Consider the following 15,224-nt stretch of genomic DNA (forward strand, 5'->3'; position numbering starts at 1 on the left):
CTCGTCGCCGTCAGTCGGTCCGGCGGCGCTGGGCGATGTCCAGCGCCGCCGTGATCATCGCGGCGAGCTGTGTATCCGGCACGCTCTCGGAGGGGAGCACCACGAGCTCGGCGCCGATGCGCCGCGACAGCTCGATGAACCCTTCCGGGTCGAACGCCCGCACGTCCTGGGTCATCACGATGGCCAGCGGGTTCAGCCATGCCGCGCTGCCGCGCAGCGACACGAGATCGCACGCGAGCAGGTCGGCGCCCTCGACGAAGACCAGCCGCCGGCAACGCTCCGCGAGCTGCTCGCTGGCGCTCACGATGAGCACCACCGAGGCCGATGCCGTCCGCTTGCTGCGCCCCGCTGGGCGTGTCGGTAGCTCTCGCGTGCTCATGAAGCCCAGGTCAGCGAGCGAGCAGCAGGCGCCCGTACGGGATGGGCCCGGCGCCCGGCGCCCGAGCGCGCGCCTCGTCGGCCAGGGCGAGATCCATGACGAAAGAGCCGAACGGCAACCGGAAATCCCGGTCGTTCGGCTTGGTCGCGTAGAGGGCGAGCAGCGAGAGCACGCTCCCGATCTGCGCCGCGGCCGGATCGTCCTCGCAGGCGTTGAAGCGGTCAGCGAGCGTGCACAGCTGCCGGAAGAGCGGACCGCCCGGGTGCGGGCCGGCGCTGCACATGGCGAAGGTGCCGCTGCCTCGATATCCGAGCTTCCGGCGCTTCCTGGCGGGGGTACGGGAGGGAGGTACCATCGTCATGATTGCTGCCCAAGTCGCCTGTGAAGGGTGAATCGCCCCACGCCGGGGCTGACCTGCCGCGGGACGCTCTCCAACCAGTAATAGAGCAGCCCGAAGAGAGTCAATCGGAGAGGACGCTGCAGGCCGGGCGAGCGTGAAATTCTGCGGAATGGTACCCCGTCGGGGCAGCGCGTGGGTATACGTCACCGCATGAAGGCAGTCGTGCTTGCCGGCGGCAAAGGCTCCCGGCTCCGCCCCTACACCGCGCTTATTCCGAAGCCGTTGATGCCGATCGGGGATCACACGATCGTCGAGATCCTCCTCCGGCAGCTGGCCCGGGCGGGGGTCACCGACGTCGTGATGTGCGTCGGCCACCAGGCCGCGCTCATCGAGGCGGTCGTCGGCGAGGGGAGCCGATACGGGCTGCGCATCTCCTACCAGCGCGAGGACACGCCGCTCGGGACCGTGGGTCCGCTCCGGGTCATCGAGCGGGACCTGCCGGAGCGCTTCCTCGTGATGAACGGCGACATCCTCAGCGATCTCGACTTCACGGCGCTCCACCGGACGGGCGAGTCGACCGGATCGCCCCTCACCGTCGCCGTCTGCGAGCGCGCCTCGAAGATCGACCTGGGCGTGCTCGACCTCGGCCCCGACGGGCGCGTCGTCAGCTTCCGCGAGAAGCCGACGTACACGTTCTGGGTCAGCATGGGCATCTACGCGATGAGCCGCGGCGTGCTGCGCTTCATCCCCGAGGGCCGGCCGTTCGGGTTCGACGACCTGATGCACGCGCTGCTCGGCGCCGGCGAGCCGGTCGCCACCTTCCCCTTCCGGGGCCACTGGCTCGACATCGGAAGGAGCGACGACTTCGCCGAGGCGCAGGACGAGTTCGAGAAGAACCGGCAGCGGTACCTACCCGAGTGACGCGGCGAGCGCCTCGCACACGGCGTCGACGTCGGCGTCGGGCATGCGCGGGTGGAGCGGCAGCGTGAGCTGGCGGCCCGCGATCGCGTCCGTCCGCGAGAGCCCCTCCTTGCGCACCCGTTCGGAGGCGCCGTGGTGCGAGAAGCGGTGGATCGGCGTGTAGTGCACGCTCGTCTGGATCCCGCGCGCCTTCATGGCCTCCATCACGGCCTCGCGCGAGGTGCCCTCGGGCAGGAGCACCGGCATGAGGTGGTGCGCGCTCTCCCCCAGCCCGCGCGCGTAGAAGTCGCGGTACGGCAGCCCGAGGCCCCGCACCCCGGCGAGGCGCTCGTGGTAGCGCGCCGCGAGCGCGCGCCGACGCGCGTTTCCCGCCGCGAGCCGGCCGAGCTGCACGAGGCCGATGGCGCTGCGGATCTCGTCGATGCGGTAGTTCATGCCCGCCTCCACGACGTCGTAGGTGAACGCGTGCCCCTTGTGCCGATCGAGGGTGAGCGTCGTCATCCCGTGCGCGCGGAGGAGCCGCATGCGCGCGTGGAGCGCGTCGTCCCTCGCGATCACGGCGCCCCCCTCGCCCACCGCGAGGTTCTTGTTCGAGAAGAAGCTCAGGCAGCCGACGTCCCCCAGCGTCCCGAGCGCCCTGCCCCGGTAGCTCGCGAGCGGCGCGTGCGCCGCGTCCTCGACCACCGCGAGCCCCCGCTCGGCCGCGATCGCGGAGATCGCGTCCATGTCGCAGGGGTAGCCGGCGTAATGGACGACCGCGATCGCCCGCGTCCTCGGGGTGATCTTGCGGACGATGTCGGCGGGATCGACGCCGAGGTCGTCGTCGCCGACGATGTCGGCGAGCACCACGTTGGCGCCGCACAGGAGCGCGGCGTTGGCGGTCGCCACGAACGTGAGGCTCGGGCAGATCACCTCGTCGCCGGGGCCCACGGAGAGCGCGGTGTACGCGAGGTGCAGCGCGGCGGTGCAGTTCGTCACGGCGAGCACCCTCGGGGTGCCGAGCGCCTCGCCGAGCTCCCGCTCGAACTGCGCCGTCCGCTCCCCCATCGTCAACCAGCCCGACGCGACGACCTGCCGCGCGGCCTCGGCTTCTTCAGGCCCGAACGAGAGATCGCTGAGAGGTATCTTCCACATGGCCTTCCATCCATCCAGCCGGCGCCTCGCGGAGAGGGCGCGCGAGGCGCTGGCCCCCGGCCGCGCGGCGACGCGCGTCAGATCGCGTACTCGCGCGGCCGGTAATCGGTGAGGTGACGCTCGACATAGGCGTACGTCCGCGCGAGCCCCTCCTCGAGCGGCACGCGGGGCGCGTAGCCGACGAGCTCCGCGGCGCGACGGAAATCGGCGAGCAGCACCATGACCTCGCTCGCGTCAGGGCGCACCCGGGCCTCGTCCGTCACGAGCTCCGCGCGCTTGCCCGTCACCTCGAAGATGAGCCGGATCAGATCGCCGATCGAGATGGCGCGCCCGCTCCCGACGTTGAGCGTCTGCCCCACGGCCCGCGCGCTCGATCCGACGAGGAGGAAGCCGGCGACGGTGTCGGTCACGAAGTTGAGGTCCCGCACCGGCGTGGTGCTCCCGATGCGGAGCGCGGCGCTGCCGGCCGCGAGCTGCTGCATCACGCTCGGGATGATCGCGCGCGACGACTGCCGCGGGCCGTAGGTGTTGAACGGCCGGATGGTCGCCACCTCGAGGCCGAACGAGAGGTGATAGCTCTCGGCGAGCTTGTCGGCGCCGATCTTCGTGGCCGAGTACGGGGACTGGCCGGTCAGGGGGTGCGCCTCGTCGATGGGCGTGTAGCGCGCTGTGCCGTAGGTCTCGCTCGTCGACGTGTGGACAACGCGCGCGCCGTGCTCGCGCGCCGCCTCGAGGACGTTCAGCGTGCCCTGCACGTTCGTCGCCACGTACTGCTGCGGGGCCACGTACGAGTACGGGATCCCGATCAGGGCCGCGAGGTGGAACACGACGTCGGCGCCGCGCACGAGCGACCGGACCGCGCCCGCGTCCTCCACGTTGCCGGGGACGACCTCGACCTCCGCGAGGACGTCCTCGGGGAGCCGGTCGAGGTGCCCGCGCCGCGAGCCCGAGGTGTACCGGACGAGCGCCCTCACGCGCGCGCCCTCCCGGATCAGCGCCTCGACGAGGTGGCTGCCGATGAACCCGCCGGCGCCGGTCACCACGACGCGCTTGCCGCGATAGAAGCCTTCGCTCACGGCCGCGTCCGTGGCCTCTGCGGGTTCGCGCGTCAAGCGCGTACCGAGGCGGCGCGCCCGTTTGCGCCCGGCGGCGCTGTCCCGCGCGCGGGGCGGGCCGGCGCGCGCCCCGCGCGGGCAGCGCCGCCGCGCAGCGGCCCGCGAGGCGCGCTGGCGGACGGCGTCGCGGGGATCACTGGATCTGGATCTGGTCGGTGGGCGTGTTGCCCGCCCCCTCCGCCGTGCCGAGCTCGCGGTGAACGCAGAGCCCCTGCTTGCAGTACGACTCCGGCGGGGGCTTGCAGTCCACCTTGGGCTCCTCGCACTTGCCCGTCTTGTAGCTCTCTGACATGGGCTTGATCTTGTCGAAGGTCGCGTTGCTGATGGGCTTCGCACAGCCCGGCCACTCGCTCTGACGGCAGTCGGCGTCCGTGTTGCAGTGCTGCGCCTTGTTCACCAGCTCGAAGGCGTCGCCGCGGACTTTGTCGCACTCCTTGGGATCCATCTTGCTCTCGCAACCGGCGGCCAGCGCGAGCAGGAGGAAGCTCGCGGTCATGCGGAGCGAGGTCCGAGGTCGGAAGGAGGCCGATCCTGGCCGCCCGCGTCGACGAGCACACGTGATCATTCAGGGTTCTCCCGGTCAAGGCCGCCCTTCCGCGCCGGAGGGGCAGCGGCCTGCGCCGGGCCCTTCGTATCACGGCTGGATCCGGGCGCGCAGCTGGCGTAGCCCGTCGACATGGAACGTCCTCGAGAAGGCTCCGGGGTCAGCGGCGCCCCGCACGGCGGATCCGGCATCCGTGTTCGCAGCTCCCTCCGGGTGCTCACCCTGAACATCTGGAACCGCCACGACCCGTGGGAGGCGCGCCTCGAGCTCATCCGGGAGGGGCTCCGCGAGCTCGATCCCGACGTTGTCGGCCTCCAGGAGGTCCTGTCGTACGAGGGCCGATCGCTGGCCGACAGCATCGCGGACGGGCTCGGCTACGAGGCCGCGTTCGGCGCCGCGCACGACCTCGGCGGCGGCGTGCTCTTCGGCAACGCCGTGCTGTCGCGCTGGCCGATCGCGCGGAGCCAGGCGTTCCCCCTGCCCACGGGCGAGACCGACGAGAAGCGCTCGATCCTGCTCGCCGAGCTCGGGTCGCCCCACGGCGCGATCCCGTTCTTCGTCACCCACCTCAACTGGAAGTTCCACCACGGCGCCGTGCGCGAGGCGCAGGTCGCGGCCGCGGCCGACATCGTCATGCGCGAGGCGCCCATGGAAGGCCTGCCGCCCATCGTCGTCGGCGACTTCAACGCGCAGCCCGAGGCCACGGAGATCCGGTTCATGAAGGGGCTGCACGCCCTGAACCAGAAGAGCGTGTACTTCGCCGACACCTTCGACCAGGCGGGCAAGGGCCCCGGGTTCACCTTCGATCCCGCGCGGAACCCGTTCGCGGCCATCACGAACGAGTACCCGCGCCGCATCGATTACGTCTTCGTCCGCGGCCCGGACGCGCAGGGGCGAGGCAAGCCCCTCTCGTCGAGGGTCGTCTTCGAGGAGATCCGCAACGGCGTCGCCGCTTCGGATCATTACGGGGTGCTCTCGGAGATCTCGATGTAAAGCGGGCCGGCGCCCCCGGAGGGGCGCGCGCTCCGGCGCGTGCCCGGGGGTGCCCTGTTCACGTGTACACTGGCGGCATGTCGTCCCCTCGAGCGCCGGGCGGCGAACCGCCGAGCCCGCCCGACGCGCCCGGCGATAGCTCGGCTCCTCCGCCTGCTGTCGCGGTCCGCGTCGGTCCGGTCGTGCCGGACGCCCTGTCGCTCATCGGCGGCACGCCGCTCGTCCGCCTCGCCCGGATCTCGCCCGAGGGCGGAGGCGTCGTCTACGGCAAGCTCGAGTCGATGAACCCGGGCGGCAGCGTCAAGGACAGGGCGGCGCTCGGCATGGTGCTCTGCGCCGAGCGCGAAGGGATCCTCAGGAGAGGGTCGACCATCGTCGAGGCGACGAGCGGCAACACGGGGATCAGCCTCGCGATGATCGCCGCCGTGCGCGGCTACCGCTGCGTGGTGGTCATGCCCGAGGACATGAGCGTCGAGCGCCGGCACGTCCTCCGCGCGTACGGCGCCGAGATCGTCCTCACGCCCGAGGGCCAGGGCATGGCCGGCGCGGTCGCCCGCGCGATCGAGATCTGCGAGGCGACCCCCGGCGGGTGGATGAGCCAGCAGTTCCAGAACCCGGCGAACCCCGGCGCCCACGCGCGCGCCACCGGCCTCGAGATCCTCGCGCAGACCGGCGGCGACATCGCGGCCTTCGTCGCCGGCGTGGGCACGGGCGGCACGCTGACCGGCTGCGGTCGCGTGCTCCGGGATCAGCTCGGCAGCGCGGTCCGCATCTGCGCCGTCGAACCGACGAAGAGCGCCGTGCTCTCCGGGCGAGGCCCCGGCCCCCACGGCATCCAGGGCATCGGCCCCGGCTTCGTCCCGGCGATCCTCGAGCGATCGCTCATCGACGAGATCCTCACGGTGACCGAAGCGGGCGCCTCGCGCATGGCGCGGCGGCTCGCCCGCGAGGAGGGGCTCCTCGTCGGGCCGAGCTCCGGCGCCAACGTCCACGCGGCCGTTGAAATCGCGCGCAGGGTGCGCGGGACGATCGTGACCGTGCTGCCCGACTCGGGAGAACGCTACCTGCTCTGAGGCACATCCGGCGGCGGCGGCGCGCGCAGCGCGCGCCAGCCGCCGGACGCGACACATGGCTACGGCCGTCCGTCACGATGGGGCGCTCGGCCGTCCGCGTCGGTGAAGCGGCGGTTCGCCGCTGCCGCGAGGCGCGCCTGCGCGCCGTGCGCCACGTCGTGGAGGACCCGCTCGACCACCGGCTCATGGATCGCGATCAGCCGCGCCGGGGCCACCCCCAGGACGACGGTGAGCGCGACGAGCGCGAGCAGGAACGCGCGCTCGCGAAGCACGAGCGCCTCCAGCGCGGCGCCCTTCAGGTGGCGCCGGAGCGGCCCCAGGAAGGTCCGCTGGAACGCCCGGAACAGCGTGATCCCGTTGAGCGCCGCCGCCGTCAACGCGAGCACCGCGAGCACGGGATGGGCATGCAAGATTCCATGCAGGAGCAGGTCCTCGCTCACGAACGAGAGCGCTCCCGGCATCCCGATCATGGCGCACGCGAGCAGGAAGAAGAAGGCGGCCATGCGGGGCGTCCGGGCGACGAGGCCGCCGAGCTCGCGCGTGTCCGCCGTACCGGCGCGCGCCTCGATCGCGCCGACGACCATCGTGAGCCCCGTGATCGCGATCGACAAGGCGACGCTCTGCAGGAGCGCGCCGCTCACGCTCTGCGGGCTCAGCGAGGCGACCCCCAGGAGCACGAGCCCCTTCTGGCTCGCCACGAGGTAGCCGAGCAGCCGGCGCAGATCGGTCTGGACCAGCGCGAGCACCGCGCCGTGCAGCGCGCTGATCAGGCCGAGGACGGCGAGGATCGGCATGCCGTCGGCGCAGCCCAGGGGCAGGAGCGTCGCCCCCACGCGAACGAGCACGCAGACGCCGACCTGCATCTGGGCGAGCAGGATGGTCACGCCGAGCGGCCCCCGCTCCAGCAGCACCGGCAGCCAGCCGTGGAACGGCACGGCGGCCATGCGCATCAGCACCGCGATGCCGACGAGCGCGAACAGCGGCGACTGCCACGCTTCGGGGACGCCGACGCGGGCGATCTCCTCGACGTCGAACGGCAGGGCGGCGCCCTGGCGCGCGGCGAGCACGGCGATGGCGCCGATCGCCACGACGAGCGGCGCCGTGCCCCCCAGCAGGAAGATGCGGCAGGTGCGCCGGAGGAGCGGGTCCTGGGCGCCCTTCCTGGCGACCAGGCGATCCACCGGCACGAGCGCGGCGACCCACGCCGCCGCGAGCACCGCGAGATCGACGGAGCAGAACACGCCGAGGATGGCGCTGCCGGTGGCGAGCAGCGCGGCGGCGCCGGGCGGATCGATCGCGGCGCGCGGGCTCGCGGCGAGCAGGGCGAGCAGGACGAAGCCGAGCAGAGGGAGCAGGGTGATGGTGAAGCCGTCGAGGCCGAGGCGGAGGCGCGCCCCGAGGAGCGGCAGGGCGGGCCCCCCGGCGGTGAGCGCGACGCCGGCGTACGAGAGCGCGAGCGGCAGCAACGAGAGGAGCAGGGTGAGCGCCGCGCCGATGAGGGCGACGCGGCGCGCGCGCTCGTCGCTGCGCGCCCGGGCGGCGAACAGCGCCGCGATCGCGGGCGTGAGGATGAGCGTCCCGAGGAGCGGAAAGGCGTTCATGTGCGAGCCCTCTTCGTGTCGCGCGCGCGGGGCTGAAAGGCCGCCGCGCCCTCTGTCGCGTCGCGGGCGTCCTCGTCGCCGGGCTCTGCGGGGGTGCGCTCAGGCCAGCCGCTCAGCGCCGCCACCCAGCGGCGCTCGCTCTGGTCGAGCAGGCGCCCGAGGCGCATCAGCGGCGCGGCGAAGAGCCGCTCCTGCAGCCCCTCGAGGTGGAAGCGGTCGAGGGACAGCCAGTACGCGCGCCGCACGAGCGCCGCCGGCAGGAGCCGGCCAGCGAGCCCGAGGTGCGGCAGCGGCTCGCCGGCGTGCGCGGCCCGGATGTCCTGCGCGTCGCGGAGCGCCGAGGGGGCGCGCAGCAGCTGGAGGCAGCGCAGGCAGGCGTGGGCGAACAGGTGGACGAGCGCGAGCCAGTAGAGCCCGAGCCCGATCTCCACGAACATGAGCCCCACCTGCGTCATCGTCGCGTGCGCGAGCGCGCCCTTCACGTCCGCCTGCACGCGCCCCACCATCGTGCCGTAGACGGCCGTCGCCGCCCCGACGCAGGCGATCACCACGCTCGCGGCGAGCGAGCGCTGGAGCAGCGGGGCCGCGCGGAGCATGAGGTACACCCCGGCGTGCACCGAGATGGCGCCGTAGAAGAGCGCGCTCGACGGCGTCGGCCCCTCCATGGCCCGCGGCAGCCAGCTGCCCACGGGAAACTGCGCGCTCTTGCCCATCGCGGCGAGGAACAGGCACAGCGCGAGCGCCGTGGCCGCGCCGGGCCCGAGCGACGCGGCGGTCCCGGGCCAGGGCGAGCCGCCGAACACCTCGCCCCACTGCGAGGAGCGGGCGACGTCGTGCATGAGCACCGCGCCCCCGAGCAACCCGATGTCACAGAGCCGGTAGGTGATGTACACGCGCACCGCGGCCCGCGGCGGCGCCTCGCGCTCGTGGAAGAAGGCCACGAGCAGCACGCTCGTCGCGCCGACGAGCTCCCAGCCGGCGAAGAGGAGATCGACGGTGCCCGCCGACACGAGCCCCAGCATCCCGGTCGAAAACAGCGCGAGGAGCAGGAAGAAGCGCGCGAAGCCCGGCTCGCGGTGCAGGTACGCCACCGAGAACCTGCCGACCAGGAGCGCGATCAGCGAGACGAGGAGCATCATCGTCGCCGACAGCCGATCGACGAGCAGGACGACCTCGAACGCATAATCGCCGAGCTCGAACCAGTGGCCGAGCGCCACCGGGACGAACGCGTAGGGCGCCGCGACGGCCGAGAGCCATATCGCCAGCGAGGCCGCGAGCGAGAGCGCGAGCGTGGAGAGCACGACGCGCGACACGACGCGCTCGCTCGGCGTGCGAACGAGCAGCAGGTAGGCGCCGAGCGCGGCGAACGCCGCCGCCGGAGAGAGCACGGCGAGCGCGGCGAGCTTGCCGAGGAGCACATCAGACAGCATGGTCGACGACCTCACGTGGCCGCGTTGACGCGGCTCGGATGAGCGCAGGCGGAACGAAGCCGGACCTCCCGGCGTACCAGTCGGCGGAGCGCTGGACCGCAGGCAGGGGTTGATGCGGTGGAGAGAACGGCGCGAAGCCGTCGCCCGTGAAGCACGCGATCCGGCCCGTCGCCGGATCGACGCAGGCGAGCTGGATCCAGCCGTTGCCGATGAGCTCGCGGAGGGCCGGCTGCCGCGCGTAGAGCGCGCCTGCCGTCTCCGTGCTCGCCTCCACGATGACGAGCAGGCGCACCGGCTCGTGGATCTCGATCATCTGCTTCGGCAGCCCGGTGCGCAGGTCGCTCAGCGATCCCTCCATGACCCCGAGCAGCGAGGCGAGGTTGTGCGGGAGCTTGGTGCCGGCGCCATAGCGACGGTTGTCGACGCAGGAGAAGTAGTACTCGAGGTTGATCCCTGCCCCGACCGGGCCGACCGCGAGCAGGATGCGCTCGAGGATCGTCCCGCCCTGGTCCTGGGTCGGGTCGTACGAGACGAGGAACGCCCTGCGGTCGAGGAACAGCCCGCGGGTGAGCGACCGGCGGCCGACGACGCAGACCGCGTTGGTGACGTGCCCCAGCTCGGGCCGCGCCTCGCTGAGATCCGCGGCGCGCGCCTCGACGTGCGCGAGCGCCCGCGCGGCGTCGCCCTCGCGCGGCGCCGACGCGAACCTCCGGCAGCGCTCGTGCGCGTGCTGCTGGCGCGCAGCGTCGAGCGCCCCGACCAGCGCCGAGAGCTCGCCGCGGTGGGACGCCGGCACGAGGTTCTGGTCGTAGAGGACGATCTCGTCCGTCGTCGTGTTGTTCATGCCGCCGAGGAAGAAGGTCCCGTCCGGGATGTCGATGCCGCGCGCGGCGAGCAGCACGCGGACCTCGGGATCGTTCGCCATGGCCGCGAACAGCCGCGCGTTCGGGCCGCCGTGGCGGCCGCCGCACGCGCCGCAGTCGTACGCCGACTGGTGCGGGTTGTTCACGCTGGTCGCCCCGTGGCCGAGCACGACCACGATCGGCGCAAAGACGCGCGTGAGCCCCATGTTCTCCAGCGTGGCAGCCACGCGGGCCGCCTTGGCCGCGGCGGTGAACGGCTGCCCCTCGCCGCCCGCGCCGGAGCCCTCGTCATGCGGGCTGTGGAGCCGCGTCGGCACCGGCGGGAGCAGGCGCCGCTCGAGGGCGCGGCGCAGCCTCGCCACGGCCCGCGGAAACAGGGTGCGTCCCACGAGCGGCACGGTGGACAGGAGGCCCAGGGTCGGGGTGAGCAGCACGCCGCGCGCCATGGTGTGGGTACCGCGCCCCAGCGCGTGCAGGAGCCGCGCCCAGCGCTTGCGGCGAGCCTTTCGGCGCCAGCCCGCCTCCTCCTCGTGCGGCCGCTCGACGATCTCGTGCGCCGGCTCCACGCCGACCGGGCAGAGGCTCACGTGGCCGGCGTCGTCGAGCCCGCGGTAGCGGATCGGCACGCCGAAGAACCCGGCCACGCCGAAGGTCTCGTGCCGCGGCGACAGCTCCTCGAAATGCCGCCGGAGGCCCTCGCAGCGGTCGTCGATGCAGAACGCGACCTGGAAGCGCGGCGCCTCCACGGAGCGCTCCTCCTCCGGGCGCCGGAGGTTCGCGGCGATCCCGTGCAGCACCTCGGCCCGGTGGTGGTGCTCGTAGGCCTCGTGCAGGACGCGGCGCCGCGCGATCTCGTCGAACGCCTCGAGCGCCTCGAGCGCCCAGACGCGCTCCGCCGTGGACAGCGGCTCGATCTCGGCGGCCGAGAGGCCGGCGAGCTGAGCGAGCTGGAACAGGCGGAACGGCCTGGCGTGGTCGGGAGAGCTCGACGGCGGCGCAGGGGGCCGCGCGGCCCGCCGGGCATGCTCGACGAGGCCAGCGAGGGGCCCCCGGTACCCGAGCCGCCGGCGCGCGACGTCGCGCAGCGCGTACCGGGCGAGCGTCAGGCGCACGGCGAGGTACTCGACCAGCGATACGGGCGGCGATCCCGGAGGCCGGTCGCTCGGGGTGTGCTCGAGGCGGTGGATCATGCCGGCCCAGCCCGGAAGCTCGAGCAGCACGCGCGTCACGTACACGTCCCAGTGATCCTCGGCGACGGAGAGCTCCTCGAGGGCGCGCAGCGCGATGGCGGGCGGCGACAGCGCCTCCGCGTCGAGCCGGCGGAGCTCCACGTCGAGCCCGACGAACGCCGGAGCGGCCAGCCAGGAGCCCTCGAGCGCCATGTCGCGAAAGCAGCGCCAGAGCCCCTGCGCTCGATCGGGCATCGCCCAGTGCGCGATGCCCTCGTCAAGGTAAGCGCCAAGGAAGCGGATCACGAGCGGATCGACGAGCTCGGCCGGGTCCTCGCCTGCGAGCTCGATCAGCAGATCGCGGTGCGACCGGTCGGCGCCCACGCGCTCGACGAGCGGCGGCTCCACGGGAGGGGCGGGCGGCAGCGGAACGGCGCGGCACGCGTCCCAGAGCGCGAGGGCGGCGCGCGACTCCGGATCGCGGCCCCCCCGGTCGAGGAGGCGCGCCGCGATCTCCGGGTGCGCCTCGAGCCAGCGCTCCGTGTTCTGGACGATGCGCCGGCGTCGCTCGTCGGGGACGTCGGCCCGGAGCCTGCGCGTCTCCCCCGCCTCGGAGATACGCCACAGGAGGCCCGCCGCGGTCTCGGCGTCGATCGGGTGGCGCAGCGCGAGCCGCTCGATCTCGTGCCGGGACAGCGGGCCTCGGCGCTCGTCCGGCCGCGCGGCGAACCGCCCCGCGAGCGCGGCCTCGAGGTCCTCGTCGCCGATCCGACCCGACGCGATGTGCGCGTGGTAATCTGCCTCAGAGAGATACGGCTCGGCCTCGAAGACGGCGCTCGCCGCGGCGAGCGCGTCGTGGAACGGCAGGTGCTGGAACGCGTGCAACGTGTTGTGGTGGACGAACACGCCGATCGGCCCCTGCGCCGGCAGGAGGTGTCCGGCGTGCTCGACCACGTCGCACAGGTGCTTCTGCCGGGCGGCGCTCGAGCGAAGATCCTGAGAGAGCTCGCTGTTCATGGGGTTCCCGAGTGGCGGTTGTTCATGGAGAGCCCCACGCGCGCTTCCCCCTCCCGCGCCATGGCGTCTCGACTCGATTCAACGCTCGGCGACCGGGCTGATGACGGGCCGCTTCCTCGCCGAGAGCGGGTGGGATGACATCTGGAAATGATCGCCGAGGCCGGCGAGGGTCAAGGTCCGCCCATTTCGTTCCATCACGCCCTGGAGCTCATGCAGATTGGACATGACCGTGTGATCGACCAGGCGGGCATCCGCGAAGTTGATCTCGATGTTCGCAACCTGCGCGTGGTTGTCGATCTTCCGCTGGATGCTGAGGTAATTGCTGAAGATGGCGGCGTGCTTGACGCGCAGCACGACCCGCCCCTCCTCGACGCGCTCGTCCACATCGGGGCGGAAGACGACGCGCAGCGGCGCGCCGTTCGTGAGGTGAATGAGCAGCTTCACGGCGATGCCGGCCGCGACGCCGACGAGCAGATCGGAGACGATGCACATCACAGCCGTGGTGGCGAAGATGACGAGCTGCTCCCTGCCGATGCGGAGCGTCTTCGCGAACTCCTTGGGCGACGCGAGGCGGGTGCCCGTGAAGGTGAGCATGGCGGCGAGCGCGGCGAGGGGGATCCGGTGGATGAGGCCCGGCGCGAAGGCCACGAAGAGGAGGAGGAAGGTCCCGTGAAAGAAGTTGGACAACCGGCTCTTCGCGCCGTAGCCGATGTTCGCGGAGCTGCGAACGATCTCGGAGATCATCGGCAGCCCGCCGAGCAGGCCCGCGATGAGGTTGCCCACGCCCGTGGCAAGCAGATCCTTGTCGAGGTTGGAGCGGCTCTTCGCGGGATCGAGCGAGTCGACGGCCTTCGCGGACAGGAGCGACTCGATGCTGCCCACCAGCGAGAACATGACGATATATTTGATGGACGCGGGCGTGCCGACGTGGCTGAAGTCCGGGAAGACGATCGCCTGGACGAGGTTGCCCGGCAGGTTGACGAGGAAGCTCGGCCCGATCGCGTACGTCGCCTGGGTCGCCGCGAGCGTGTACGTGTGCTCGTGCTCGAGATCGAAGACATAAGCGAGCGGCACGGACAGCGCGAGCACCAGCATCGGCGCGGGGATCTTCTGCATCCAGCTCGCTCTCTTGGCGAGCAGCGGATAGCCGAAGAGGAGGATCATCGAGAGGATGCCGATCGAGGCGATCTCGGGGTTCAGGCGCGACAGGCTGCGCGGGATCTCGAGGATCAGGTGGAGCGGATCTTTCGCCGAAGGCGTGACGCCGACGAGCGTGTGGACCTGCTTCGAGCAGATGATGATCCCGATGGCCGCCAGCATGCCGTGGACCACCGAGGAGGGGAAGAAGTCGCCGAGCGTGCCCGCGCGCGCCAGGGCGAAGGCGATCTGTGTCACCGCGGCGATGGCGATGCAGGCGAGCGCGCGGCGGTAGCCCACGGCGTTGTCCCCACCGCCGAGCTCCTGAACGGCGCCGAGCGCAATGACGATGAGGCCCGCGGCGGGCCCCTTGATGGTCAGCGGCGCGCTGCCGAGCCAGGTGGCGACCATGCCACCGACGACGGCGGTGAGCACGCCAGCGATGGGGGGGAACCCGCTCGCCATGGCGATGCCCAGGCAGAGCGGTAGGGCGATCAAGAAAACGAGGAACCCTGAAACCAGGTCGTTCCTCCATGTGGACGCCGCGGACGTCGACGTCCTAGAAATCTTCGGATTGGACATGCGGTGCTCGCCTTGGAGTTGGGGCACCATGTGGGCCCGCTGTTCGTCAGAACACGGCCCAGGACGGGACCACTCAGCCCGAGGTTCCCGCTCGGGGTGACTATTTCGTGCGGCGCCCAGGAACCTCGGCGCGGCTCCGTTCCGTCCCAGGGCGGCCGATGCACATTTCCCCCTCCTTTGAGGTGCCGTCGCTCGCCCCTCCGTGGCGCGAGCGGCGGGCGCTACCCTTCCGTCCATTCCACGCTAGAGTTCCGGCCTTCGACGCTCTAGATGCTCGAACGGCCCTCATGACCGAATCGCGACCCTCCCTCGGCGAATCGCGTGCGGCGTTCGAGTCGGCCGTGCGCCCGGTCCTCCCCCGGCTCTACCGATTCTGCGCCTCGCTCTGCGGTACGCGAGACCAGGCGGACGATCTTTTCCAGAACGCGTTGCTCAAGGCATACCTGCACGCGGCGTCCTTCGAAGGGCGCTCGGACCTCGGCGTCTGGCTGTGTGGGATCGCTCGGCACGAGTACCTGGAGGCCTACCGGACCGAGGCGCGGCGCCGCGGCCTGCTCGATCGGCTCGTCGAGGTGTGCAGCGAGGCGCTCGGCATCCTGCCTCGCGCCGAGGTCTCGAGCCCGGAGGCGGCCGCGATCTTGAGCCAGGACACCGGAGTGCTCCTTGCGTGCCTCCAGGAGCTGCCGGAGGAATTTCGCACCGTGGTGGTGCTATGCGACATCGAGGAAGTAGGTTATGACAACGTGGCCGAGCTCCTCGGGATCCCCAAGGGAACGGTGAAGAGCCGCCACGCACGAGGGCGCGCGCGGCTGCGCGACGCCTACGAGCGTCTGGCAGCGCCGCGCGTCGTCGCGGCGCGGGAGGGTTCGACATGAGCGGGCACGACCGCGAACTGCCTCCGATTCCGCAGGATCTCGAGGCGAGCG

Annotated in this window: 13 protein-coding genes; 4 read left to right on the forward strand and 9 right to left on the reverse strand. The window is 72.1% G+C overall.

Annotated elements, in window-relative coordinates; all coding sequences use genetic code 11:
• Window positions 1-10: 10 nt before the first annotated feature.
• Both WMF14_RS26565 and WMF14_RS26570 read right to left on the reverse strand, forming a co-directional pair.
• Window positions 11-379 carry a hypothetical protein gene (locus tag WMF14_RS26565; protein WP_272093677.1) on the reverse strand — a complete coding sequence of 123 codons (369 nt, stop codon included), beginning with the start codon at window positions 377-379 and terminating at the stop codon, window positions 11-13.
• Window positions 380-389: 10 nt separating this feature from the next.
• Window positions 390-740: a hypothetical protein gene (locus WMF14_RS26570; protein ID WP_272093678.1), complete on the reverse strand. Its 351-nt coding sequence runs from the start codon at window positions 738-740 to the stop codon at window positions 390-392.
• Between the two features lie 189 nt (window positions 741-929).
• On the opposite strand from WMF14_RS26570, the gene WMF14_RS26575 reads away from it, so the two are divergent.
• Window positions 930-1,640, forward strand: coding sequence for a nucleotidyltransferase family protein (locus tag WMF14_RS26575; protein WP_272093679.1), 711 nt, complete (start codon window positions 930-932; stop codon window positions 1,638-1,640).
• Here the strand turns inward: WMF14_RS26575 and WMF14_RS26580 are convergent.
• From WMF14_RS26580 to WMF14_RS26590, 3 genes are all read right to left on the reverse strand, one after another.
• Window positions 1,629-2,774, reverse strand: a complete 1,146-nt coding sequence (locus WMF14_RS26580) for a DegT/DnrJ/EryC1/StrS family aminotransferase (protein WP_272093680.1) — start codon at window positions 2,772-2,774, stop codon at window positions 1,629-1,631. The two genes, WMF14_RS26575 and WMF14_RS26580, sit on opposite strands and share 12 nt — an antisense overlap.
• Before the next feature lie 77 nt (window positions 2,775-2,851).
• On the reverse strand, window positions 2,852-3,850 hold the full coding sequence (locus WMF14_RS26585; protein WP_437790505.1) for an SDR family NAD(P)-dependent oxidoreductase: 999 nt from the start codon (window positions 3,848-3,850) through the stop codon (window positions 2,852-2,854).
• A 172-nt stretch (window positions 3,851-4,022) separates the two neighbouring features.
• Window positions 4,023-4,385, reverse strand: a complete 363-nt coding sequence (locus WMF14_RS26590; RefSeq protein ID WP_437790507.1) for a hypothetical protein — start codon at window positions 4,383-4,385, stop codon at window positions 4,023-4,025.
• Between the two features lie 180 nt (window positions 4,386-4,565).
• Between WMF14_RS26590 and WMF14_RS26595 the strand changes: the two genes are divergently transcribed.
• Together WMF14_RS26595 and cysK are read left to right on the forward strand one after the other, a co-directional pair.
• A complete protein-coding gene (locus WMF14_RS26595) occupies window positions 4,566-5,426 on the forward strand; it encodes an endonuclease/exonuclease/phosphatase family protein (RefSeq protein WP_437790509.1) in 861 nt (286 codons plus the stop codon).
• Window positions 5,427-5,608: 182 nt separating this feature from the next.
• Window positions 5,609-6,499: a cysteine synthase A gene (gene cysK / locus WMF14_RS26600; RefSeq protein ID WP_272095909.1), complete on the forward strand. Its 891-nt coding sequence runs from the start codon at window positions 5,609-5,611 to the stop codon at window positions 6,497-6,499.
• A gap of 59 nt (window positions 6,500-6,558) precedes the next feature.
• On the opposite strand, the gene WMF14_RS26605 is transcribed toward cysK, so the two are convergent.
• The 4 genes from WMF14_RS26605 to WMF14_RS26620 form a co-directional block, all read right to left on the reverse strand.
• Window positions 6,559-8,100: a complex I subunit 4 family protein gene (locus WMF14_RS26605; protein ID WP_437790511.1), complete on the reverse strand. Its 1,542-nt coding sequence runs from the start codon at window positions 8,098-8,100 to the stop codon at window positions 6,559-6,561.
• Complete coding sequence (locus tag WMF14_RS26610; RefSeq protein ID WP_437790513.1) at window positions 8,097-9,530, reverse strand: proton-conducting transporter transmembrane domain-containing protein; 1,434 nt, start codon at window positions 9,528-9,530, stop codon at window positions 8,097-8,099. The genes WMF14_RS26605 and WMF14_RS26610 overlap by 4 nt, the downstream gene beginning before the upstream one ends.
• Window positions 9,520-12,579 carry a YbcC family protein gene (locus tag WMF14_RS26615; RefSeq protein WP_437790515.1) on the reverse strand — a complete coding sequence of 1,020 codons (3,060 nt, stop codon included), beginning with the start codon at window positions 12,577-12,579 and terminating at the stop codon, window positions 9,520-9,522. The genes WMF14_RS26610 and WMF14_RS26615 overlap by 11 nt, the downstream gene beginning before the upstream one ends.
• A 78-nt stretch (window positions 12,580-12,657) precedes the next feature.
• Window positions 12,658-14,298: a SulP family inorganic anion transporter gene (locus WMF14_RS26620; RefSeq protein WP_437790517.1), complete on the reverse strand. Its 1,641-nt coding sequence runs from the start codon at window positions 14,296-14,298 to the stop codon at window positions 12,658-12,660.
• Window positions 14,299-14,585: 287 nt separating this feature from the next.
• On the opposite strand from WMF14_RS26620, the gene WMF14_RS26625 reads away from it, so the two are divergent.
• Window positions 14,586-15,173 carry an RNA polymerase sigma factor gene (locus WMF14_RS26625; RefSeq protein WP_437790519.1) on the forward strand — a complete coding sequence of 196 codons (588 nt, stop codon included), beginning with the start codon at window positions 14,586-14,588 and terminating at the stop codon, window positions 15,171-15,173.
• Window positions 15,174-15,224: the final 51 nt, after the last annotated feature.

Origin of the sequence: Sorangium sp. So ce693 (genome assembly GCF_051521375.1) — a bacterium.
Taxonomy (GTDB): domain Bacteria; phylum Myxococcota_A; class Polyangia; order Polyangiales; family Polyangiaceae; genus Sorangium; species Sorangium atrum.